The sequence below is a fragment of the Streptomyces sp. NPDC048612 genome (assembly GCF_043199295.1).
Taxonomy (GTDB): Bacteria; Actinomycetota; Actinomycetes; order Streptomycetales; family Streptomycetaceae; genus Streptomyces.
This window is the reverse complement of record NZ_JBICVV010000003.1, coordinates 248844-270602: the sequence shown is the minus strand read 5'-3', so window position 1 is coordinate 270602 and position 21759 is coordinate 248844. Positions and strand designations below refer to the sequence as shown.

19 protein-coding genes are annotated in these 21759 nt (G+C 73.7%); 6 read left to right on the top strand and 13 right to left on the bottom strand.

All coding sequences use genetic code 11. The annotated features are described in order from the left end of the window. The first annotated feature begins 92 nt into the window (after positions 1 to 92). The gene (locus tag ACGFN2_RS07245; protein WP_393358211.1) at positions 93 to 1112 is read left to right on the top strand and encodes a hypothetical protein; all 1020 of its coding nucleotides are present in this window, start codon (positions 93 to 95) and stop codon (positions 1110 to 1112) included. A 117-nt stretch (positions 1113 to 1229) separates the two neighbouring features. Here the strand turns inward: ACGFN2_RS07245 and ACGFN2_RS07240 are convergent, their stop codons facing one another. The 3 genes from ACGFN2_RS07240 to ACGFN2_RS07230 form a co-directional block, all read right to left on the bottom strand. Further along, the gene (locus tag ACGFN2_RS07240; RefSeq protein ID WP_362609314.1) at positions 1230 to 1727 is read right to left on the bottom strand and encodes a DUF6328 family protein; all 498 of its coding nucleotides are present in this window, start codon (positions 1725 to 1727) and stop codon (positions 1230 to 1232) included. An 8-nt stretch (positions 1728 to 1735) separates the two neighbouring features. Next, on the bottom strand, positions 1736 to 4282 hold the full coding sequence (locus tag ACGFN2_RS07235) for an ATP-dependent Clp protease ATP-binding subunit (RefSeq protein WP_393358209.1): 2547 nt from the start codon (positions 4280 to 4282) through the stop codon (positions 1736 to 1738). Positions 4283 to 4469: 187 nt separating this feature from the next. Continuing rightward, complete coding sequence (locus tag ACGFN2_RS07230) at positions 4470 to 6680, bottom strand: FUSC family protein (RefSeq protein ID WP_393358207.1); 2211 nt, start codon at positions 6678 to 6680, stop codon at positions 4470 to 4472. 227 nt (positions 6681 to 6907) lie between these two features. On the opposite strand from ACGFN2_RS07230, the gene ACGFN2_RS07225 reads away from it, so the two are divergent. Next, positions 6908 to 7528, top strand: a complete 621-nt coding sequence (locus tag ACGFN2_RS07225) for a PadR family transcriptional regulator (RefSeq protein WP_393358205.1) — start codon at positions 6908 to 6910, stop codon at positions 7526 to 7528. 16 nt (positions 7529 to 7544) lie between these two features. Here the strand turns inward: ACGFN2_RS07225 and ACGFN2_RS07220 are convergent, their stop codons facing one another. After that, on the bottom strand, positions 7545 to 8528 hold the full coding sequence (locus tag ACGFN2_RS07220; protein WP_393358574.1) for an acyl-CoA dehydrogenase family protein: 984 nt from the start codon (positions 8526 to 8528) through the stop codon (positions 7545 to 7547). Beyond that, entirely contained in the window at positions 8528 to 9700 is a 1173-nt protein-coding gene (locus ACGFN2_RS07215) for an acyl-CoA dehydrogenase family protein (protein WP_362609305.1), read from the bottom strand. Before ACGFN2_RS07215 ends, ACGFN2_RS07220 begins: the two co-directional genes overlap by 1 nt. 156 nt (positions 9701 to 9856) lie before the next feature. On the opposite strand from ACGFN2_RS07215, the gene ACGFN2_RS07210 reads away from it, so the two are divergent. Beyond that, complete coding sequence (locus ACGFN2_RS07210) at positions 9857 to 10639, top strand: SDR family oxidoreductase (protein ID WP_393358203.1); 783 nt, start codon at positions 9857 to 9859, stop codon at positions 10637 to 10639. A 139-nt stretch (positions 10640 to 10778) separates the two neighbouring features. Continuing rightward, on the top strand, positions 10779 to 11936 hold the full coding sequence (locus tag ACGFN2_RS07205) for an acetyl-CoA C-acetyltransferase (protein WP_362609300.1): 1158 nt from the start codon (positions 10779 to 10781) through the stop codon (positions 11934 to 11936). A 66-nt stretch (positions 11937 to 12002) separates the two neighbouring features. On the opposite strand, the gene ACGFN2_RS07200 is transcribed toward ACGFN2_RS07205, so the two are convergent. From ACGFN2_RS07200 to ACGFN2_RS07185, 4 genes are read right to left on the bottom strand one after another with little or no spacing between them, the layout of a single operon-like run. Continuing rightward, the gene (locus ACGFN2_RS07200) at positions 12003 to 13058 is read right to left on the bottom strand and encodes a nitronate monooxygenase (protein WP_362609358.1); all 1056 of its coding nucleotides are present in this window, start codon (positions 13056 to 13058) and stop codon (positions 12003 to 12005) included. 14 nt (positions 13059 to 13072) lie between these two features. After that, positions 13073 to 13816: a CoA-transferase subunit beta gene (locus ACGFN2_RS07195; protein WP_393358201.1), complete on the bottom strand. Its 744-nt coding sequence runs from the start codon at positions 13814 to 13816 to the stop codon at positions 13073 to 13075. After that, complete coding sequence (locus ACGFN2_RS07190; RefSeq protein WP_393358199.1) at positions 13813 to 14652, bottom strand: CoA transferase subunit A; 840 nt, start codon at positions 14650 to 14652, stop codon at positions 13813 to 13815. The genes ACGFN2_RS07195 and ACGFN2_RS07190 overlap by 4 nt, the downstream gene beginning before the upstream one ends. Positions 14653 to 14655: 3 nt before the next feature. Continuing rightward, complete coding sequence (locus tag ACGFN2_RS07185) at positions 14656 to 15429, bottom strand: enoyl-CoA hydratase family protein (RefSeq protein WP_393358197.1); 774 nt, start codon at positions 15427 to 15429, stop codon at positions 14656 to 14658. A gap of 82 nt (positions 15430 to 15511) precedes the next feature. Between ACGFN2_RS07185 and ACGFN2_RS07180 the strand changes: the two genes are divergently transcribed. Together ACGFN2_RS07180 and ACGFN2_RS07175 are read left to right on the top strand one after the other, a co-directional pair. After that, the gene (locus ACGFN2_RS07180; protein ID WP_393358195.1) at positions 15512 to 16339 is read left to right on the top strand and encodes an SDR family oxidoreductase; all 828 of its coding nucleotides are present in this window, start codon (positions 15512 to 15514) and stop codon (positions 16337 to 16339) included. Between the two features lies 1 nt (position 16340). Beyond that, on the top strand, positions 16341 to 17258 hold the full coding sequence (locus ACGFN2_RS07175; protein WP_362609292.1) for an SDR family oxidoreductase: 918 nt from the start codon (positions 16341 to 16343) through the stop codon (positions 17256 to 17258). 73 nt (positions 17259 to 17331) lie between these two features. Here the strand turns inward: ACGFN2_RS07175 and ACGFN2_RS07170 are convergent, their stop codons facing one another. The 4 genes from ACGFN2_RS07170 to ACGFN2_RS07155 form a co-directional block, all read right to left on the bottom strand. Beyond that, complete coding sequence (locus ACGFN2_RS07170; protein WP_393358192.1) at positions 17332 to 18762, bottom strand: MFS transporter; 1431 nt, start codon at positions 18760 to 18762, stop codon at positions 17332 to 17334. Between the two features lie 117 nt (positions 18763 to 18879). After that, positions 18880 to 19671: a uracil-DNA glycosylase gene (locus tag ACGFN2_RS07165; RefSeq protein WP_393358190.1), complete on the bottom strand. Its 792-nt coding sequence runs from the start codon at positions 19669 to 19671 to the stop codon at positions 18880 to 18882. Between the two features lie 53 nt (positions 19672 to 19724). Continuing rightward, positions 19725 to 20279: a hypothetical protein gene (locus tag ACGFN2_RS07160; RefSeq protein ID WP_393358188.1), complete on the bottom strand. Its 555-nt coding sequence runs from the start codon at positions 20277 to 20279 to the stop codon at positions 19725 to 19727. A 16-nt stretch (positions 20280 to 20295) separates the two neighbouring features. Then, positions 20296 to 21699, bottom strand: coding sequence for an aminopeptidase P family protein (locus ACGFN2_RS07155; RefSeq protein ID WP_393358186.1), 1404 nt, complete (start codon positions 21697 to 21699; stop codon positions 20296 to 20298). Positions 21700 to 21759 lie beyond the last annotated feature (60 nt).

Genomic DNA, 21759 nt, shown 5'->3' with positions numbered 1-21759 from the left:
TTCAGTGGAGTTTCTCCATGACATCCGAACCAGCTCTTTGTGGGGGCGACGCCGAACTGTCCTCGACAGAACCCGGCGAGCACTTTCCGCCCATGACCCCTGAGAAAAACTCGGCCCGCACACTTCTGTGGGAGGCGGTGACCCACCGGCCACTGGAGGAAGTCGCCGCCCTTGTGGAGCGGCTCAAGCGCAGCGGCGACGTTCCCAACCCCGGCGACGAGGCCCTCCGTATGGCGGTCGTGTCCCGTCCGGTGAGCGAGGTCGCCGCGCTCTTCGACATGCTCCGCGCCACCCCGCACACCGCCGAATCGAGCCAGGACGCGCTGCGCGCCGTGGCCGTCGACCGGTCCGTGGAGGAGGTCGCGCAGCTCATCGAGCTGTTCGACCGGACGAACGGCGGAGCCGAGGTCCACGGCCTCGTCGACCCGTTCCCGCCCGGCCCCGGAGGGCACGGCGCACTGGGCGGCCCCGCCGGCCCCGGTGACCCGCTCGAACCGGAGCGCACCGCGTCCATGCACGTGCTCGACCCCGACGTCCGCCCCCTGGGCCGCGACGGGCAGTCGCTCTACCACGCGCAGAACGACGCCGGGATGAACCAGCAGCCCAGCCGTCCCCCCTGGGCCCAGCAGCGGCCCGCCGGCGCCATGCCGCAGGGCGGTCCGCGCTGGGCGCCCGCGGACGAGGAGCCCCGCCAGCCCGGCTACGCGGTGCCCGGCGTGCTCCGGTCCGTGCTGCGCTGGCCCGCTGCCCTGGCGCTGGCGCTGTGCGGCCTGAGCCATCTGCCGGCGAACTCCTCGCACCTCCAGGGCGCCCAGGCGACCGCCGGGCTCTCGATGGCCATCGCCGTCGTCTACCTGCTGCTGGCCGGCTGGCTGGCGATGCACGACACCGCCCTGGTCTGGACGGTGAGCGCCGCCGCGGCGATGATCATCATCGCCCTGCACGCGCTGTCCAGGGCCGGGGTCTTCGCTCCGCTCGGCAGCGGACTGGGGGAGACCGGCATGTGGCCCGAACTGCTCGCGGTCGGGCTGGCGATCATCAGTGCCGGGCTCGCGGGCGCGGCGCTGCTCTACCGCCCGCGCCGGGTGGGCGCGGCCGCCGCGCGCGCGTGACCCCCGACGCACAGCGGCCGTCAAGGGCGCGGGCCGGGACCCTGACCTGGGTGTCCCGGCCCGCGCCCTTGCCGGGGTGTGTCGGCGGCGCGGGCGCACCGGCCCCGGGGTGTGCGCTCAGTCCTTGGCCGAGTACCGGTGCAGCACCCAGACGGGCAGCGCGAACCAGCAGAGCATGAACCACACGACGAGCCCGACGACGATCCAGGGCACGTCCTCGTCGTCCAAGGCGATGCGCAGGATCAGCAGCAGTGCGGAGGCCACCGTCGCCAGCAGCAGCACGATCCCGACCATGGCCAGCCGCCCCGCCCAGAGCACCGTCTCCGGCTTCAGCCGGTGACCGGCGACCAGCCGGTGGAAGGTCACCGTCCCGACCAGCGCGCCGGTCGTGGCCGCGCCCAGCAGGACCGTCACCACGTAGATGGTCCGGTCGGTCGGGCCGAGGGTGGTGAAGCGCGGGGTGAAGACGACGGTGAGCAGGAAGCCGAAGAGGATCTGCACACCGGTCTGGATGACCCGCACCTCCTGCAGCAACTCGCTCCACCGCCGGTCGGCACGCTCCTCCGGCGACTCGTGCCGCCCTTCGGCCGTGTCACGCGGGCCCAGCGCACCCATGAGGCGGCCTACCGCGGCTTGTCGGTACGGAAGGCCAGCTCGTTGTCCTCCACCTCGACGCGCACCTCGTCCCCGGACGACAGCGCACCGTCGAGCAGCAGCCGCGACAGCATGTTGTCGATCTCGCGCTGGATGGTGCGCCGCAGCGGCCGGGCCCCGTACTCGGGCTGGTGGCCCCGGTGGGTGAGCCAGTCCACCGAGCCGGGGGTGAACTGCACGGCGATCTCCTGGGCGTGCAGCCTGCGCCGTGTCCCGTCGAGAAGCAGCTCGGTGATCTGCCGCAGCTGATCGTCGGTCAGCCGGCGGAAGACGATGATCTCGTCGAGCCGGTTCAGGAACTCCGGGCGGAAGTGTTCGCGCAAGGAGCTGAGCGCCCGCTCCCGCGCGCCGTCGCCGGCCTCCGCCCCCGAGATGTCCGGGCCGAAGCCGAGCACCCCGCGGCCGCCGCTGAGCGCGTCCGAGCCGAGGTTGCTGGTCATCACGATGACGGTGTTCTTGAAGTCGACGGTGCGGCCCTGGGAATCGGTCAGATGCCCGTCGTCGAGGACCTGCAGCAGCATGTTGAAGACATCGGGATGCGCCTTCTCCACCTCGTCGAGCAGCAGCAGCGAATACGGGTGGTGGCGCACCGCCTCGGTCAGCTGGCCCGCGTCCTCGTGGCCGACGTACCCCGGCGGCGCGCCCACCAGCCGGCTGACGGTGTGCCGCTCCTGATACTCGCTCATGTCCAGCCGCACCATGCGCTCCTCGCTGCCGAACAGCGCCTCGGCGAGCGCGCGGGCCAGCTCGGTCTTGCCCACGCCCGTCGGGCCGAGGAAGAGGAAGCTGCCGATCGGGCGGTCGGGATCGGAGAGTCCGGCCCGCGAGCGCAGGATCGCGTCGGAGACGGCGGTGACCGCGTCGTCCTGGCCGATCACCCGGGTGTGCAGCTGCTCCTCCAGCTTGAGCAGCCGCTCCTTCTCCTCCTGGGTCAGGCTGCTCACCGGCACACCGGTCTGCCGCGACACGATCTCCGCGACGTCCTCCGCGGTGACCTTGACGATGTGGCAGTCGCTCGGCGGCTCCGCCTGGCCCGCCCCGATCCGCGCGGTCAGGTCGGCGATCCGGTCCCGCAGCTCGGTGGCCCGTTCGTACTGCTCCGCCGCGACCGCCTGGTCCTTGTCCCTGACCAGCTGCTCCACCTCGCGTTCCAGGTCCCGTACGTCGGTGGCCTTGGCGCCGGACCGCAGCCGGACCCGGGCGCCCGCCTGGTCGATCAGGTCGATCGCCTTGTCGGGGAGGAAGCGGTGGGCGATGTACCGGTCCGACAGCTCGACGGCCGCCAGCAGCGCCTCCCTCGTGTAGCGCACCTGGTGATGTGCCTCGTAGCGGTCCTGCAGGCCGCGCAGGATCTCCACCGTGTCGGAGATGCTCGGCTCGGGCACCAGGATGGGCTGGAAGCGGCGGGCGAGCGCGGCGTCCTTCTCGATGTGCCGCCGGTACTCCTCCAGGGTGGTGGCGCCGATGACGTGCAGCTCCCCGCGGGCGAGGGCGGGCTTGAGCATGTTGCTCGCCTCCAGCGAACCGCCGTCCCCGCTGCCGCCGCCCGCCCCGACCACCGTGTGCAGCTCGTCGATGAAGACGAGCAGCGCGTCGGTGTGTGCGCGGACCTCCTCGATGATGGCGTTCATCCGCTCCTCGAAGTCGCCGCGGTAGCGGGTGCCGGCGAGCACGGCCGTCAGGTCCAGGGCGACGACCCGGCGCCCCGACAGGGTCTCCGGGACGTCCCCGTCGGCGAGCCGCTGGGCCAGGCCCTCCACGATCGCCGTCTTTCCGACTCCCGCGTCGCCGACCAGTACCGGGTTGTTCTTCCCCCGGCGGGAGAGCACCTCGATGGTCTGCTCGATCTCCTCGCCGCGGCCGATGACCGGGTCGATCCGGCCCGCCCGCGCCAGGTCGGTCAGATCGCGGCTGTACTTGTCCAGCGTCGGGGTGTCGTGCTTCGGGGCGGCACCGTGGTCGGGGCCCACGTGGGGCGCGCCGTGGCCGCCCTGCGGCGTGGCCTGCGGCTCGAAGTGGGCGAGGTTCAGAATCCGCCCCGCCGCCGAGTCCGGATTGGCCGCCAGGGCGTCCAGCACATGTTCCGGGCCGATGTACGAGGCACCGTTGTCCCGCGCCAGTTCGTGCGCGCTCAGCAGCGCCCGCTTGACCGCGGGCGTCACGGCGACGCTGGACTGTTTCGGGCCCGAACCGGCGGCGCGGTCGATCTCGGCGGCCAGCGCGTCGGGGTCAGCGCCCGCGTGCTGGAGCATGCTGCGCGTCGGTTCGGACGCCAGGGCGGCCCGCAGCAGATGTTCGGTGCCGAGTTCGGGGCTGCCGTGCTCGGCGGCATAGGCGGCCGCTGAGGTCACCAGGTCCCGGGCGGGGGCGCTCATCATGCGCGCGATGTCCGCCTGCCGGGGCATGTGCTGCCCCTGCTCGCCGTCGGTGGACTGCGCGGAACCGAAGAAGCGCGCGAGGAAGTCACCGAACGGGTCCGGGCCGTAACCCTCCGGACCCATGAATCCGTTGCTCATGTGCGTCCGTTCCGCTGTCACGGCGCTGCCGCGACATGCTGCCTGGTCGGGTGCCTGGTTGCCGGTGTCCCGTGTGCCCGCCCCGCCGGGTGTCCGGGAGGCGCGGGGCGACCTGTCGTACACGGCTCCACTGCTTCAGGATCAGGGCCCGGAACTCCTTCCGCACCCGGGCCCGGCACCGTCGCCGTCACAGCTCCTCGTGGAGGCGGGTCAGATCGGTGGTGAGGGCGTCGAGCCAGATCACCGAGTCGAGGAGCAGCGCGGCGGAGAGGGCGCGGGTCTCCGTGTCGGGGCTGTGGCGCGGGACGGCCGGTGTGACCGCCAACAGGGCGCGGATGTCGAGCGGTTGCGGATGGTCCCCGGGCGTGCCGCGGTCCGTGCCGAGGTGCCGGCCGAGGGACCGGTAGTCGTCGGCCGTCCGGCCGGCGGAGTGCCGGAGCCAGGCGCCGACCTCCTGCGAAGCGATCCGGCCGGGGCGGCCCGGCAGCAGCCGCTCCCCGCGCCGTGCGTCCGTCCCGGCGACCAGCAGCGCGGGCCAGTCCGGCTGCGGCCCGTCGTCCCGGGGTTCGCACTGGTACTGGGCCAGGCTCTCCTGCGCGAGGCCGAGGGCACGGTTGAGGGCGAGGACATCGGTGCTGCCGGAGCGTTCGACGACCCGCGCGGTGGTGTACCCGATGGCGTCGGCGATGGCCGAGCACAGGCCCGCCATGCTTCTGCGCACCTCACTGCCCGCGCCCCGTGGCCAGGCCAGCAGCCCGCAGGTCAGCCCGATGACGCTGCCGATGAGCACATCCACCATCCGGACCGGGGCCAGCTGCCAGGTGACCGGCGAGACCTGCGCGAAGAGCGTCGCCACGACGAGGGTGAAGCCGCCCTGTGCCCAGGCCAGCCCGCGCAACGGCCCCGCGGTGAACGCCACCAGCATGACCACCGGCAGCACCACGGCGTACACCGTGTCCCGGTCGTGGACCAGCGCCAGCATCCCGCCGGCCAGCACCGCGCCGATCAGCGTGCCGGTCAGCGCCTGCCGGACCGCGGACCGGGTCTCCAGGCTGGTGGTACGGGTCAGGGTGAGCGTGGCGAGCAGGACCCAGAAGCCGTGCTGGAGGTCGAGCAGCCCGGCGATGGCCCGGGCCGCGGCCAGCCCGAGGGCGAACCGGCAGGCGTTCTGGAAGATCACCGAGCGGGGGGTGAGGTGCATGGTGAGCCGCTGCCACCACAGCTGGAGGGGGCGGGCCCGTGCGTAGGCGAAGGTGTGCCCGGCCGGGTTCTGTTCCACGGAGCGGTCGCCGAACATCAGCCGGGTGGCCAGCACGAGGACGACCGCGCAGTCGGCGGCCTGTACCACCTGGGACCGGCGGCGCAGATAGACCAGCCGGTCGTCGGTGCTGAGCCGCTGCAGGGTGTCCACGGCCCGGTGGGCGCGGACCGGGGCCAGCTCTTCCTGGAGGGCCGTGGCGGACGGCCCCTCGCCGGGCCGCAGCCGCTTCCCCCGCCGCAGCGCGTCAGCGGCGCCGCGGGCGGCGGCGCTGATGCCCTCCAGCAGCACCACCGTCTCCGGCTGGTACCGCTGGTGCGGCCCGGCCCCGGTGTGCAGCGCGTCCAGCCGGGCCAGCAGGGTGCGGACGGCCTCGGAGGCGTGCGCCATCGCCTTGTGCGGGAGGGTGGGGGAGGCGGGCCGGTCGGCGGGCGGCACACAGGAGGGACGGAGCGCCGCCCCGGCCCGGTGCGCGGTGGCCAGCGCTGTTTCGGGTGGTGGCCCGCCGTGATGGTCGGCCAGCCGGGCGGCCGCGTCGGCGGCGTCGGCCAGCAGCCGGCGGTAGGACGGGGTATCCGGCTCGGGCATCAGGAACCGCTGGGCCAGGGCGAGCAGGACCGCTCCCAGCAGGAAGCCGGACAGCCGCTGGCCCAGCGTCTCCGGGGCGTACGGGGGGAAGCACGGCAGGATGTAGAGCAGCTGCATCCCGGGTGCCGCCCCGGCGATCCGCGGCCCGGTGGTGCCCGCGTACGCCACCATGAAGCCGATGACGAGCATGCCGACGACGGCCGTCCAGGTCCGGACGGCGAGCAGGGTGCCCAGGGTGATCAGCACGAGCCCGGCGGGGAGCGCGGTGAGCACGGTCGTCGCGCGCTGCCGCCCGGAGCCGGGAATCTGGGCCAGCGCACCGAGCGACACCACGGTGAAGGTGGCGTAGACGGACATGACGAGCAGACCGAGCCCGTAGCGGCAGAAGTAGAACGCGGCGCAGGAGGCGGCCGTCACCCGCACCGCGTTGCCGACCACCGCGTGGTGCGCCCGCACTCCGTCTCTGCCGCGCTCCAGCAGTCCGCGCAGCCCGGCGCCGCCGGCCGCGCGCCGCGGCCCGGACCCCGGAGAAGCTCCCTGCTGCGGGCTCACCTCTCCACTATTGGCCAGCGGGTCCGGGTCCGCACCGCGCGGCCCCGGCCGCGCCGCCACGCGTGACACCCGCCACCCGGGCCCCGCTCGCCCGGCGGCGCCCCGGCACGCGCCGCGACCGCCTCCCCGAGGTGTTTCCAACAGACATAGCTCTGTCAGGAATGCCACGAAGCGCAGCGGGAGTTGGCGACCGGCGGCGGCGCGGGGGGACCGGCACGGACCGTAGGATGCGGCACGTGACGGACAAGAGGGCGGACGCCGTGGACACCGCGACCGGCGAAGACGGGCCACCGGCGCTGCCGGCGACCAGTTGGGCGGTGCTGGGACTGCTCTCCTTCGGCGAGGAGCTGTCCGGCTACGACCTGAAGAAGTGGTCCGACTGGTCGCTGCGGCTCTTCTACTGGAGCCCGTCCTTCAGCCAGATCTACGGCGAGCTGAAGCGTCTGGAGAAGGTCGGCTACCTCAGCTCGCGGATGGTCGCCCAGGAGACCGGCAACCGCGACAAGCGGGTCTATGTGATCACCGACGCGGGCCTGGCCGCGGTGCGCCACTGGGCACGCGAGGCGCCGGTGGAGCCTCCCGTCCTCAAGCACGGGGTGATGCTGCGGATGTGGCTGGGGCACCTGCTGGAGGCCGACCGCATGCGGGACGTACTGGGCCGGCACCGGGAGTACGCGGAGACCATGCGGCAGCGCGCCGAGGGCGACGCCGAGGAGACCTTCGGCGAGGAGGCCTGGGCCTATCCCGCACTCGTCATGAAGTGGTCGGAGCGCTACTACGCCGCCGAACGGGACCTGGCCGACGCCATGCTGGCCGATCTGGCCGAGCGGGACCGGCGGCTCCCGTAGGGCGCGTCGGCGCGGATCAGCCGGCCAGCACACGGCCCCGGCAGTCGGCCGGGGTGCCCCAGGCGTCCCGTAGCGGCCGTGCCTTGCGGAGCCACAGGGAGAGGTCCAGCTCCTCCGTGTAGCCGAGGGCGCCGTGCAACTGGAGCGCGGTTCGTGCTGCGGCGTACCCGGCCTCGCCCGCGGCGACCTTCGCCGCCGCGACCTCCCGGGCCGCCGACGGGGCCTCCGCCGCCACCGCCAGGGCCGCCGCCCGCACCAGGGGCTCGGCGAACTCCAGGCCGATGAGGGTGTCCGCCAGCCGGTGCTTGACCGCCTGGAACGAGCCGACGGCCACCCCGAACTGGGTGCGCTGCCGGACGTAGGAGACGGTCGCCGCCAGCAGGGCGCGGCCGAGTCCGAGGGACTGCGCGGCGGTGGCCAGGCGTGCGACCTCGACGGCGTACCCGGCGGCCGCGGTCACCGCCGGGCCCCGGGCCACCACCGTGCCGCCGAGCGGCCGGGCCGCCCGCCGGGCCGGGTCGAGGGCGCGCTGCACCGGGCCATGAGTCTCCGTACGGGACACCGTGTCGCCCCGTACGACGAACACGGCGTCGGCGGCGTCCGCGTCCAGCGCGTACGGGTCCGCCCCGGCGCACAGACTGACGACGGCCTCGCCCGCGGCGATCCGCGGCAGCCACTCCCCGGCCGCCGCGTCCGCGCCGAGCCGCTCCAGGAGCACGGCCGCCGCCACCGTCTCCGCCAGCGGACCGGGAACGGCATGGCGGCCCAACTCCTCGAAGGAGAGCACGAGTTCGACCGGTAGTACGCCCGACCCGCCGTGCCGCTCCGCGACGGCCAGCCCGAACACCCCGGCCTCCGCGATCCGCGCCCACAGCGCCCGGCCGGGACGGTGCTCCCCGGCCGCCCAGGCCCGCACCACGGCCGGTGTGCCGGAGGCCCCGAGGAGGCCGTCCAGCGTCCGCGCGAACTCCCGCTGTTCGGAGGTCAGGAGGAACCGCATCACCGGCGTCCCTTCGGCAGGCCGAGCAGCCGCTCGGCGATGATGTCGCGCTGGATCTCGTTGGTGCCGGCATAGATCGGCCCGGCGAGCGAGAAGGTGTAGCCCTCGGCCCATCTCCCGTGCGCGGGCGCCTCGTCGGCGTCGTCGGCGAGCGTCCCGTACGGGCCGAGCAGGTCCAGGGCGGTCTCGTGCAGGGCGAGATCCAGCTCGGACCAGAAGACCTTGTTCATACTCGACCCGGCGCCCGGCTCCTCCTCACCGGCGGCGAGCCGGGAGGCGTGGGCGTAGGTGAAGAGCTGGTAGGCGCGGGCGCCGATCCAGGCGTCGGCCACCCGCTCGCCGAGAGCCGGCCCGGCCCCCTCGGGGTCCTCCCGCCACAGCGCGGCCAGCCGCTCGGCGGCCGCGGAGAAGCGGCCCGGACTGCGCAGCGTCAGACCGCGTTCCCGGCCGGTGGTGCTCATCGCGATCCGCCAGCCCTGCCCCGGCTCCCCGATGACGTCCGCGTCGGGCACGAAGACCTCGTCGAGGAAGAGTTCGGCGAAGGCGGGCTTGCCGTCGAGGCGGCCGAGGGGGCGCACCGTCACGCCCGGCGCGTCCAGCGGGAACATCAGATAGCTGAGCCCCTGGTGCGGCCGGGCGGTGTCCGGGTCGCTGCGGAACAGCCCGAAGGCGCGGTCGGCGAACGCGGCCCGCGACGACCAGGTCTTCTGCCCGCTCAGCAGCCAGCCGCCGGCGGTCCGTACGGCGGCCGAGCGCAGCGACGCCAGATCCGAGCCCGCCTCCGGCTCCGACCAGGCCTGTGCCCAGACGGCCTCCCCGCGCGCCATGGGGCCGAGCACCCGGGCGCGCTGCTCCTCGGTGCCGTGCTCGAACAGGGTCGGGGCGAGCAGGCTGATCCCGTTCTGGCCGACCCGGCCCGGGGCGCCCGCGGCGTAGTACTCCTCCTCGAAGGCCAGCCACTGCCAGAGCGAGGCGTCCCGGCCGCCGTACCGCTCGGGCCAGGTGACGACCGACCAGCGGTCCGCGGCGAGTTCGCGCTCCCACTCCCGGTGCGCGGCGAACCCTTCGGCGGTCTCCAGTGACGGCAGGGGAGTGGCGGGTACGTGCGCGGCGAGCCAGGCGCGGGCCTCGGCGCGGAACTCCTCCTCCGCGGCGGTGAAGGCGAGGTCCATCAGGCGACCGCCCGTGCCGGGCGGGGGAGCCGGCCGTCGTGCCGGGGCCTCGTGGGGTGGGCAGCGGGCATCGCCATCGGCCTCCTTCTCTAACAAGTGTTTGGTAGGTTAACGTAGCGCCATGAGCAGCGTCGAGGCCCCGCTGGAGGCTCGCGTATGACACCGCCCCCGTACGTGCCCGGCCACCATCTGCTCGACGGCCGGACCGCCGTCATCACCGCGGCCGCCGGAGCAGGCATCGGCGGCGCCACCGCCCGCAGGTTCCTGGAGGAGGGCGCCCGGGTCGTCATCGGCGACTCCCATGTGCGCCGCCTGCGGGAGTCCGCCGCGGCGCTCGCCGCGGAGTTCGGCGACGGCACGGTGGCCGCCCTGCCCTGCGACGTCACCGACGAGGACCAGGTCAACTCCCTGCTGGAGCTGGCGGTGGAGCGTCACGGGCGGCTCGACATCGTGGTCAACAACGCCGGGCTCGGCGGCACCGCCGACCTCGTCGAGATGACCGATGAACAGTGGGACAGGGTTCTCGACGTGACGCTGAACGGCACGTTCCGCTGCACCCGGGCCGCCCTGCGCCGGATGAAGGCCACCGGCGACGGCGGAGTGATCGTCAACAACGCCTCCGTCGTCGGCTGGCGCGCCCAGCGCGGCCAGGCCCACTACGCCGCGGCCAAGGCCGGGGTGATGGCCCTGACCCGCTGCGCCGCCATGGAGGCCGCCGCCTACGGCGTCCGCGTCAACGCCGTCTCGCCCAGCCTCGCCCTGCACCCGCATCTGGTGAAGGTGACCACGCCCGAGCTGCTCGCGGAGCTCACCGAGCGCGAGGCGTTCGGGCGGTACGCCGAACCCTGGGAGGTCGCCAACGTCATCGTCTTCCTGGCCGGCGACTACGCCTCGTACATGACCGGCGAGACGGTGTCCGTCAGCTCCCAGCACGCCTGACCCCCGGCCCGACGACCCGTACGCGACACCGCCCCCGCCCGGTGCCGTACCGCCCCGAGGAGCGCGCCGCCCGTACCCGTCGGCGGAGGCCTTGCGGAACCGGCCGGCACCTCCGCAGAATCTGACCAGGGAGACCCCCATGCCCGAGGCCTACATCGTTGACGCGGTCCGCACCCCGGTCGGCAAGAAGGGCGGCGGTCTGTCCGCCGTCCACCCCGCCGACCTGGGCGCCCATGTCCTGACGGCGCTGATGGCACGCACCGGTGCCGACCCGGCGGCCGTCGAGGACGTCGTCTTCGGCTGTCTGGACACGGTCGGACCGCAGGCCGGGGACATCGCCCGGACGTGCTGGCTGGCCGCCGGACTGCCCGAGGAGGTGCCGGGCGTCACGGTCGACCGGCAGTGCGGCTCCTCCCAGCAGGCCGTCCACTTCGCCGCCCAGGGCGTGCTCTCCGGCACCCAGGACCTGGTGGTCGCGGGCGGCGTGCAGAACATGTCGCAGGTACCGATCGCGTTCGCCAGCCGCCAGGCCGCCACCCCGCTGGGACTCACCGACGGCCCGTTCGCCGGGTCCGAGGGCTGGCGGGCCCGCTACGGCACGGCGCCCGTCAACCAGTTCCACGGCGCCGAACTCATCGCCGCCCAATGGCAGATCTCCCGCGCGGACATGGAGGAGTTCGCGCTCCGATCGCACCACCGCGCCGTCCGCGCCATCGACGAGGGCCGCTTCGACCGCGAGCTGCTCCCCTACGGGGACGTCACCACCGACGAGGGGCCCCGGCGCAGCACCTCCCTGGAGAAGATGGCCGGACTGCCGCCGGTCGTCGAGGGCGGCCGGCTGACCGCGGCGGTCTCCTCCCAGGTCTCCGACGGCGCGGCCGCCATGCTCCTGGCCTCCGAGCGGGCGGTGGCCGAGCACGGACTCCGCCCGCGCGCCCGGGTCCACCAGCTGACGGTGCGCGGCGAGGACCCGATCCGGATGCTGTCCGCACCGATCCCGGCGACGGCGTACGCGCTGAAGAAGGCAGGCATGACGATCGGCGACATCGATCTGGTCGAGATCAACGAGGCGTTCGCGCCCGTGGTGCTGGCCTGGCTGAAGGAGACCGGGGCCGATCCGGAGCGGGTCAACGTCAACGGCGGCGCCATCGCCCTCGGCCATCCGCTCGGCGCCACCGGCGTCCGGCTGATGACCACCCTGCTGCACGAACTGGAGCGCACCGGCGGCCGGTTCGGGCTGCAGACCATGTGCGAGGGCGGCGGCCAGGCCAACGTCACGATCATCGAGCGTCTCTGACGCCCCCACGGGAGGACGCCGCCGCGGTCCGGCCGGAACCCGCTCCGGCCGGACCGCGGCGGCCGCTCAGCGCGGCGCGGCCGGCGGCAGCGCGGCCAGCGTCTCCTGCGCCTCGGCCATGATCCGGCCGACGAGCTCCGCGCACGACGGCAGATCCTCGATCACCCCGGCGACCTGCCCGGAGGCCATCACCCCCAGATCGGTGCGCCCCTCGACCATCGACGCCTTGAGCAGCATCGGCGTATTGGCCGCGAGCAGCACCTGGCTCCAGGAGAGGTCCCGGCCGTGCCGCATCGCCAGGCCGTCCCGGATCATCTGCCCCCAGCTCAGACCGGACAGCTTCCGGAACGACGCGGCATGGCGCACCGCCCGGACCAGCGCGGCGCCGCGCCCGGACCGCTCCAGCGCCTCGACCAGCTCGCTGCGCAGCATCCGGTGCGGCAGGCCGTCCACCTTCGTGGTGACGGTGACGTCCTGGACGGCCGCCGCCAGATAGCGGGCCTGGACGGCCGGCGGCACGGTGCTGTCGGACGTCAGCAGGAAGCGGGTGCCCATCGCGACACCGGCCGCGCCGTACGCCAGCGCCGCGACCAGGCCGCGCCCGTCGAAGAAGCCGCCCGCGGCGATCACCGGGATATCGACCGCGTCCACGATCTGCGGGAGCAGCACGGAGGTGGCGACGCTCCCGGTGTGTCCGCCGCCCTCCCCGCCCTGGACGACGACCGCGTCCGCGCCCCAGGCCGCGACCTTCTCGGCATGACGGCGGGCCCCGACGGACGGGATGACGACGATCCCCGCGTCCTTGAGCCGGGCGATCAGCTCGGGGGAGGGGGCCAGCGCGAACGAGGCGACCCGTACGCCCTCCGCCACCAGGAGGCGCACCCGCTCCGCCGCATCACCCGCGTCGGCCCGCAGGTTGACCCCGAACGGCGCGTCCGTACGGGATGTGACCTCCCGCACCGCCGCCCGCAGCTGCTCCACGGTCATGGTGGCCGAGGCGAGAATGCCCAGGGCGCCCGCCTCGGCCGCCGCCGAGACCAGCCGGGGCCCGGCCACCCACCCCATGCCGGTCTGTACGAGGGGATGGCGCACCCCGACGAGCCGGGTCAGCGCCGTCTCGATCCCGGAGGTGGCCGTCATACCGGCGGCACCTCGCGGTCGCGCCGTCCGTCCGGGTCGATGACCGTGCGGATCAGCCGCAGTTCGGTGGCGGTGGGCTCCCGGGTGCACGGCACCTCGTCGGGCAGGACGAGCGGGAAGCCGGTGGCCGCCTGGACCTCCGCGGCCGTCACACCGGGATGGACGGAGGCGAGCCGCATGGTCCGGTCCGGGGTCGCGAAGTCGAGGACGCCGAGGTGGGAGACCACCCGCGGAATGCGGTGGTAGCGGGTCGCGGACGGGCCGGCGGCGGCCGCGCTGTCGTACCCCACCCCGCTGATCATGTCGACCTTCTCCACGAAGACCCGCCGGGAGTGCTTCGGCACCCAGTAACTCACCGGATTGTTGAGGGTGTTGACGGGCGCGCCGCGCACGCCGAGGAGCTGGCGGGCGGGCCGGTGCCAGTCGCCGATGCAGGAGATGTTCTGGTTGCCGAAGCGGTCGAGCTGACTGGCGCCCATCATCACATGGCGCCGGCCGCCGGTGACCATGGTGAGATGCCGGCGGTAGGGGAGCCAGCCCTCGGCCGCCCCGTCGAGGCCCACGAGCATCGCCTCGCCGTCGGTGAGCAGCAGATCGGGTGAGAAGGTGCGTTTGGCGAGCCGGGCGCCGATCGACGGGATCAGGCCCATCGGGCTGGCGAGCACCTCGCCGTTGTCGCGCCAGGCCTCGGCGCAGGCGATCACGCAGTACTCGGCGCGGGTGATGGTCGTCCGGCTCACGTCTGCTCCTCGTGCCAGGTCTGGACCGCGGACTGGTAGGACTTCTCGTCCCCGGACAGGAACCGCTCCGCGAACTCCGGCCAGGGCGTGCTCGCGTACAGCTTCTGGAAGGCCTCGTCGCGGCCGTAGTCCGGGACGCAGGAGGTGAAGTGCGCGCCATGGGGAGCCTCGACGACCCCGGTGACCGTGTGCCGGTTCACCAGCAGCGTCTGCGGCACGGCACCGGCGAAGTCGTCCACGAGCCGCTCACAGGAGAGATAGGCGTGGTCGGCGGCCTCGCAGAACAGATCGTCGAAGTACGGGTCGGGGCCCAGGTACTGGCCGTTGCCGAGGCGGTCGGCACGGTTGAGATGGACCAGCGCGGCGTCCATCCGCAGGGCTGGCACGGCGACCAGCGTCTCGCCGTCCTCGTACGGTGAGGTGACGGTGCGCAGCCCGGGGTTGACGCGCATGACGTCCGAGCCGAGACCGGCCCGCACGGGGAGGAACGGCAGTCGGTTGGCGGCCGCGTGCAGGCCCCACATGAACATCGCCTCGTCGAGTTCCGTCAGGGCGAACGCGCCCCGCTGGCGGGCCGCGCGGAAGTGCGGTTCGAGCGGGATCGAGTCCAGCGTGGCGAACGGCGCGACCAGTTCGCGGATGCGGCCCGCGGCGGCGAGCAGGCCGACGTCGGGCCCGCCGTACGAGATCACGGTGAGATCGGTGAGGCCGGAGCGGAGCAGCGCGCGCACCAGCGCCATCGGTTTGCGGCGTGACCCCCAGCCGCCGATGCCGAGGGTCATCCCGCTGCGCAGCCGGGAGACCACGTCCTCGGGTGTCATGGTCTTGTCGGTCATGGCTCAGCCCTCCTTGGCCGGTGTGCCGTCGGGCGTGCCGAAGGTGTCGCGGACCCGGTCGGCGACCCCGCTGAGGTTCGCCTCGAAGGTGAAGCCCTGCTCGAAGCGGTAGCTGCGCCGGACGTCGACGGGGTCGATGCCGTTGAGGGCGGCCTTGGCGAGACGGAGGAGACTGCCGTCCTTTCGCGCGATCTCTCGCGCCAAGTCCCGTGCGGCACAGGTGAGTTCGGCGCGAGGTACGACCTTCCATACCGAGCCGTGGGCGTGCAGTTCGGCGGCGGTGGCGGTGCGTGAGGTGTAGTAGAGCGCGCGCATCAGATGCTGGGGGACCAGCCGGGCCAGATGGGTGGCCGCGCCGAGCGCGCCGCGGTCCAGCTCCGGCAGCCCGAAGGTGGCGTCCTCGCTCGCCACGATCGCGTCCGCGTTGCCGACGAGGCCGATGCCGCCGCCCAGACAGAAGCCGTGCACGGCCGCGACCACCGGCACCTCGCAGGCGTAGACCGCCGCGAAGGCCTCGGCGCAGCCGTGGTTGGCGCCGATCAGGACACCGTGGCCGCCCGCCGCGGTGTCCCGCTGCATCTCCTTGATGTCGACGCCCGCGTTGAAGCCGCGGCCCGCCGCGGTGAGGACGACACAGCGGACGCCGGGGTCGTGGCCGGCCGCGCGCACCGCGTCGGCGAGGTCGTACCAGCCCTGTACGGGAAGGGCGTTGACCGGAGGGAAGTCGACGGTGACGACGGCGACGCCCTGGTCCGGTGTGGAGGTGGAGACACCCATGAGGCGATCAGCTACCTTTCCACCAAGCGTTTGTTAGGTAGCGAAGCTAGCAGCGGATCGCGCGCTGCGGGAGGGGTGCCGAATGAGCCTGACCCTCGATCTGACCGGACGGGTGGCCGTCGTCACCGGCGGCACCCGGGGCGTCGGCGCCGGCATCGCCCGTGCGTTCCTCCAGGCCGGTGCGGAGGTCGTGGTCTGCGCCCGGCGGCCGCCGGACACCCCGGTCACCGCGGCCGGCCGCACCGCGCACTTCCGCCCGCTCGACCTGCGCGACCCGGCCGCCGTCCGGGCCTTCTTCCCGCGGGTCGCGGCGGCGTACGGCCGGCTGGACTGCCTGGTCAACAACGCCGGGGGCACGCCGTACCGGCTGCTCGGGCAGCACACCGCCGAACGGCACGCCCGGGTCGTCGAACTCAACCTCCTCGCGCCGCTGACCGCTTCCCTCGCCGCGTACGAGGTGCTGCGCGACCGGCCGGGCGGCGGTTCGGTCATCATGATCGGCAGCGTCAGCGGGACCCGCCCCTCGCCCGGCACCGCCGCCTACGGCGCGGCCAAGGCGGGCCTGGACCAGCTGGCGCGCTCCATGGCCGTCGAATGGGCCCCACGGGTCAGGGTCAACACCCTCGTCCTGGGCATGGTGCGCACCGAACTCACCGCGCTGCACTACGGGGACGAGGCGGGCGTCGCCGCCGTCGGCGCCACCGTCCCGCTCGGCCGGCTCGCCGAACCCGCCGAGATCGGCGACGCCTGCGTCTTCCTCGCCTCCGACCGCGCCGCCTATCTGACCGGCGCGAGCCTGCTCGTACACGGCGGCGGCGAGCGCCCCGCCTTCCTCGACGCCGCCACCGCCAACCACCCCGGCACCCCGCCCGCCCCCGAGGAGATCCGCCATGACGGAACAGGAGACTGAGATGACCGGTACCGGAATCTGCGCGGGACGCGTCGCCGTCGTCACCGGGGCGGGCCGCGGTCTGGGCCGCGCCCATGCCCTGGCCCTCGCCGCGGAAGGGGCGGCGGTCGTGGTGAACGACCTCGGGGTGGCCCCCGACGGCGCCGGGGCCTCGGCCCGGCCCGCCCAGCGGGTCGCCGACGAGATCCGCGGCCACGGCGGCCGGGCCGTCGCCCACACCGGCGACATCACCACCAGCGACGGCGCCGCCTCGCTGGTCGGCACCGCCCTGGACGCCTTCGGTCGCCTCGACGCCCTCGTCAACAACGCCGGGTTCCTGCGCGACCGGATGCTCGTCAACCTCGACGAGGACGACTGGGACGCCGTCGTCCGTGTCCATCTCAAGGGCCACTTCCTGCCGTTGCGGCACGCCGCCGCGCACTGGCGCGCCGAGTGCAAGGCCGGCCGTACGCCCGACGCGCGGATCGTCAACACCTCCTCCGGCGCCGGGCTGCTCGGCAGCGTCGGCCAGGGCAACTACTCCGCCGCCAAGGCCGGGATCGTCGGCCTCACCCTCGTCGCCGCCGCCGAGACGGCCCGCTACGGCGTGACGGTCAACGCGCTCGCCCCGGCCGCCCGTACCCGGATGACCGAGGAGACCTTCGCCGCGACGATGGCGGCGCCCGCTGACGGGGGGTTCGACGCGATGGCCCCGGAGAACGTCTCCCCGCTGGTGGTGTGGCTGTGCTCCGCCGACAGTGCCGGGGTCAGCGGCCGGGTCTTCGAGGCCGAGGCGGGCCGGATCACCGTGATGGAGGGCTGGCGCCCCGGCCCCACCGCGGACAACGAAGGCCGCTGGACACCCGCCGAGGCGGGCCGGACCGCCCGGGAGCTGCTGGCCGCCGCGGGGACGCCGGAGCCGGTGTACGGGGCGCGGTGACCCACCGAGGCATCGTGAACTCCCGCCGCGGTACGGTCCGTTCTCCCTGCGTGAGTCCGTACCTGGCTTACCGTCAGCCCGCTGCGGCCCGGGTCCGCAGCCGTGGCCGGCAGATCGCGAACAGCCCGAAGGCGCCGAGGAAGGCCAGGACGGAGGCGCCGCGCAGCACGGCCTCGATGGCGGGGCCGTCGGCGGCCGCGGTCGTCGGGGAACCGCTGACGGCCTCCAGCACCGTCGCCGCGACCGTCACGCTCACCGCACCGAACAGCACCAGCGACGTCAGCACCAGCCCCGACGCCGCGCCCGTCCGCTCCGCGGGGACATGGGCCTGCGTGGCCACGTTCGTCAGCGCCCACCCCAGCCCGATGCCGACCCCGCAGACGACCAGGACCACCGCGTACCAGCCCAGCGGCCGCACCCAGGTCAGCACCAGCACACCGGCACCGCTGACGAGCATGCCGCAGGCCATCAGCACTTCGGCACGCCAGCGCAGGGCCAGGTGCCCGGCGCGGTAACTGGCCGCTCCGACACCGCAGGACAGCGCCAGGAAGATCACCCCGGCGTGGAACGGCGACAGCCCCCGCGCCTGCTGGAGATAGAGCGCGGCGAGCACCGCGAGCAGGCAATAGACCACGTTCGACAGGGAACCCGCGAGGGTGATCACGTCGAACTTCACGCTGCGGAAGAGGGACAGGTCGATCAGTGGCTCCGGCGCCCGCCGCTCCACCATCACGAACAGCACGAGGAAGGCGACCCCCAGCGCGAAGAGGGCCAGGGTGGGTGCGGAGGACCAGCCCCAGCCCGGCCCCTGGTCGACGGCGAGCATCAGACAGGCCAGACCGAGGGCGACGGTCGCGGCGCCGGGCAGGTCGAGACGGCGGGTCGCGCGCTCGTCGCGGCTCTCCGGGACGAACCGCAGTACCAGCAGCACGGCGGCCAGACACACCGGCACGTTCAGCAGGAACACCGCACGCCAGCTGACGTGTTCGGCGAAGACGCCGCCCACGAACGGCCCGAGCGCGGTGCCGACGGAGCTGAACGCGAGCACCGTACCGACCGCCGGCCCCTGCCGGTCGTCCCGGAAGTAACTGGTCACCACCGCGATGGACACCGGGAAGATCAGCGCCGCACCGGTGCCCTGCAGCACGCGCGCGGCGACGAGCCAGGGGGCGCTCTGGGCGGCGGCGCAGACCAGGGACAGGGTGGCGAACACGAGCAGCCCGATCACGATGACCCGTCGCCGCCCGTGCACATCGGCCGTCCGGCCACCGACGATCATCAACGCGCCGATGGCCAGCATGTATCCGCTGACCAGCCACTGGAGGTCGGTGGACGAGGTCCCGAAGTCCCGGGCGATGACCGGCAGCATCAGATCGAGCGCGAACCAGTCCATCTGCACGATGAGCATGGACAGCGCCGCAGCGGCGATCACCGCCCGGTCCCGGTGCGAGAACGAGCCGTCCGGAACGGCCTCCCAGGCCTGAGGTGCCATGCGAGGGCGCATGCGCACTCCTAAGCGTTCGGGACCTGCCGAAAGCTGCTCTCCAAGGATAGAAGTCGGCGTCCGGGGCCGCACGGCGGCGGCGCGACGGGCACCGGACGCCCGCCCGGCCCGGGGGAGTCAGTCCGGTGACGGACCCAGCCCCGCGAGACCGGCGGCGCGGGTGAGCAGCTCGACCAGCATGTCGAACGTGAGCCGGCCGGTGAACGTGTTGCGCTGACTGGGGTGGTAGCTGCCGAGCACCTGGAGTTCCCGCCGCTGCCCGGTGGCGGGCAGCGTCAGCCATGCCCCGTGACCGAACGCCGGGCGGGGCCGGGGGATCGGCCATCCCGCCTCGCCCAGTACGGGCAGCACCGCCTGCCAGCCGACGGCGCCCAGGGCCACCACCGCGCGCAGGCCCGGCGCGAGGAGGGCCATCTCCGCCGACAGCCACGGCCGGCAGGTACGGCGCTCGGCGGGGGTGGGCCGGTTCTGCGGCGGAGCGCAGTGCACCGGCGCGGTGACGCGTACTCCGTACAGCTCCAGCCCGTCGCCCCGGTGCGTCGCGGTGGGCCGGGAGGCGAGGCCGGCCCGGTGCAGCGCGGCGAACAGGAAATCACCGGAGGCGTCCCCGGTGAACATCCGGCCGGTGCGGTTGCCGCCGTGCGCGGCCGGCGCCAGCCCGACGACGGCCAGCGCGGCATCCGGCGGCCCGAACCCCGGGACGGGGCGGGCCCAGTACTCCTGGCCCCGGAACGCCGCGCGCGGATGCGCGGCGGTCTCCTCGCGCCACTCCACCAGCCGGGGACAGGCCCGGCAGCGGACCAGCTCCGCGTCCAGCTCCGCGAGCCCGCCGCAGCGCCCCGCGTGGTGGGCGGGAAAGCCGCTCTCGTCCGGGCCCGGTGGCGGCCCGGCCGCCCCGCTTCGCTCCATCCCCCCACGCTATGCCCCGCCCCGAACTCCCGCCCGCCGCCGGTGGAACGGCGTCACCACGGGTGCGAGGTGCGCCATTCCACTTCTCCGTGCGTCATCGGGGCGAGGATGTGGTAGACGTCGCCGACTCGCAGATCGTCCGGTGTGGCGTACCGTCCGTGGGCGCGGATGACTCTGACGGACACCTGCGAGTCGGGCTGCCAGTAGACGCGGTAGTGCGCCGACTGTGACGGATACTCCGGGACCTCCACGAGCGGGGTGCCGCGCCGCTCCAGCAGCCTCCGGAGCTTCTCGAAGCGCAGCCTCCGGTCGAACCTTCCGTACCGCGACCGGAGCCGCTCCCCGGCGACCTTTCCGCCGCCTCCCGCGAGCCGGTGCACCTGCAGGGTGAAGTGGTGACCGGTCCACGGCCGGCCGGGGGACGCGCGCTGCCAGGAGAACTCCGCCAGCCCGTAGTCACGCCACATCTGCGTCGGGTGCAGGGAGTTCTCGGCGTAGTCCGTCCCCAGGGCCTCGGTGACCTGCTCGGGGGTCGCGGTCGGCGGCGCACCGAGCACGGTGCCGTGGGTGACGACGTTCAGATAGAACGCGAGGGAGTACGGGGTCAACTGCCGCTCCAGGGGGTCATCGTCGGGACGGTGGCGGGAAGCCGTCGTCGAGGAGGCCGGCCATCCACTCCTCCACGCCGTCGACGGTACGCGGCAGCGCCGAGGACATCAGCCGCGCCCCGTCGGAGGTGATCTCGAGGTCGTCCTCGACGCGGACGCCGATACCGCGGAGTTCCGGCGGCAGGGTCTCGTCGTCGGGCTGGAGGTAGAGCCCCGGTTCGACCGTGAGCACCTGCCCTTCCGTCAGGACGCCGTCGAGATACTGCTCCGCGCGGGCCCGGCCGCAGTCGTGCACATCGAGGCCGAGCATATGGCCCGAACTGCACAGCGTGTAACGCCGGTACAGACCGCTCTCGGGGGTGAGCGCCTCCCGAGCCGGGACGGGCAGCACACCCCAGTCGGCCAGGCCCTCGGCCAGGACGGCCGTGCAGGCCCGGTGGAAGTCACGGAAGCTCGCTCCCGGCTTGAGGGCGGCGACTCCCGCGTCCTGCGCGGCGAGCACCAGCTCGTACACCCGGCGCTGGACGGGGGAGAAGCGGCCGGACAGCGGCAGCGTGCGGGTGAGGTCGGCGGTGTACAGGGAGTCGGTCTCCACGCCCGCGTCGAGCAGCAGCAACTGGTCCGGGGCGAGCGGACCGTCGTTGCGGGTCCAGTGGAGCACGCAGGCGTGGGCGCCGGCGGCGGCGATGGTCTCGTACCCCGTGCCGTTGCCCTCGGCGCGGGCGCGCAGCTGGAAGACCCCCTCGATCCAGCGTTCCCCGCGCGGATGACGCAGTGCGGCGGGCAGGGACCGTACGACGTCCTCGAAGCCGGAGACGGTGTGATCGACCGCCTGTTGCAGTTGCCCGATCTCCCAGGCGTCCTTCACCAGCCGCAACTCGCTCAGCACGCAGGCGAGTTCGGGGTCATGGGCGGCGTTCCGATCGGTGGGGTGCGGCACCAGGTCGTCGCGGTGGGCGCAGCGGAGGCCGGTGAGCCGCCCGGTCTCGGCCAGGTCCGGGCGGCGGCCGACCCAGAACTCGCCGTATTTGCGGTCCCGGTAGAACTCCCCGCCGCCGTCCCGCGGTGTGCGCGGCCGTACGTACAGCACCGGCTCGCCGTCCGGCTCCAGGACCAGCACATGCCCCGGCTGGTCCTCGCCCGTCAGCCCGGTCAGCCAGGCATAGGCGCTGTGCGGACGGAAGCGGTGGTCGCAGTCGTGCGAGCGGACCCTCAACTCGCCTGCGGGGACGAGCAGTCGCTCGCCGGGGAAGCGGGCGGCGAGCCGGTCCCGGCGGTCCGCGAAGAGCGCGAAGCCGGGGACGCGGGAGTCGGCGGGGAGTGGGGCGGTGGCCCACTGACCGGTCATGAAGCCGGCGAGGGCGTCCGACACCGGCAAGTCGTGGCTCCCGGTGTGGAGTGGGGAAGTGCGTGCGGTCATGTCGACGCCTCCGGGAAAGCAGGGTGCTGAAGCCTTGTCAGTGCAATTTCACATTACTAT

What these genes read in the sequence shown, in the direction of transcription:
- ACGFN2_RS07245 (WP_393358211.1), top strand. Translation starts at nt 93, where the DNA reads ATGACCCCTGAGAAAAACTCGGCCCGCACACTTCTGTGGGAGGCGGTG.
- ACGFN2_RS07240 (WP_362609314.1), bottom strand. Translation starts at nt 1,727, where the DNA reads ATGGGTGCGCTGGGCCCGCGTGACACGGCCGAAGGGCGGCACGAGTCG.
- ACGFN2_RS07235 (WP_393358209.1), bottom strand. Translation starts at nt 4,282, where the DNA reads ATGAGCAACGGATTCATGGGTCCGGAGGGTTACGGCCCGGACCCGTTC.
- ACGFN2_RS07225 (WP_393358205.1), top strand. Translation starts at nt 6,908, where the DNA reads ATGCGGCACGTGACGGACAAGAGGGCGGACGCCGTGGACACCGCGACC.
- ACGFN2_RS07220 (WP_393358574.1), bottom strand. Translation starts at nt 8,528, where the DNA reads ATGCGGTTCCTCCTGACCTCCGAACAGCGGGAGTTCGCGCGGACGCTG.
- ACGFN2_RS07215 (WP_362609305.1), bottom strand. Translation starts at nt 9,700, where the DNA reads ATGGACCTCGCCTTCACCGCCGCGGAGGAGGAGTTCCGCGCCGAGGCC.
- ACGFN2_RS07210 (WP_393358203.1), top strand. Translation starts at nt 9,857, where the DNA reads ATGACACCGCCCCCGTACGTGCCCGGCCACCATCTGCTCGACGGCCGG.
- ACGFN2_RS07205 (WP_362609300.1), top strand. Translation starts at nt 10,779, where the DNA reads ATGCCCGAGGCCTACATCGTTGACGCGGTCCGCACCCCGGTCGGCAAG.
- ACGFN2_RS07190 (WP_393358199.1), bottom strand. Translation starts at nt 14,652, where the DNA reads ATGACCGACAAGACCATGACACCCGAGGACGTGGTCTCCCGGCTGCGC.
- ACGFN2_RS07185 (WP_393358197.1), bottom strand. Translation starts at nt 15,429, where the DNA reads ATGGGTGTCTCCACCTCCACACCGGACCAGGGCGTCGCCGTCGTCACC.
- ACGFN2_RS07180 (WP_393358195.1), top strand. Translation starts at nt 15,512, where the DNA reads ATGAGCCTGACCCTCGATCTGACCGGACGGGTGGCCGTCGTCACCGGC.
- ACGFN2_RS07175 (WP_362609292.1), top strand. Translation starts at nt 16,341, where the DNA reads ATGACCGGTACCGGAATCTGCGCGGGACGCGTCGCCGTCGTCACCGGG.
- ACGFN2_RS07170 (WP_393358192.1), bottom strand. Translation starts at nt 18,762, where the DNA reads ATGCGCCCTCGCATGGCACCTCAGGCCTGGGAGGCCGTTCCGGACGGC.
- ACGFN2_RS07165 (WP_393358190.1), bottom strand. Translation starts at nt 19,671, where the DNA reads ATGGAGCGAAGCGGGGCGGCCGGGCCGCCACCGGGCCCGGACGAGAGC.
- ACGFN2_RS07155 (WP_393358186.1), bottom strand. Translation starts at nt 21,699, where the DNA reads ATGACCGCACGCACTTCCCCACTCCACACCGGGAGCCACGACTTGCCG.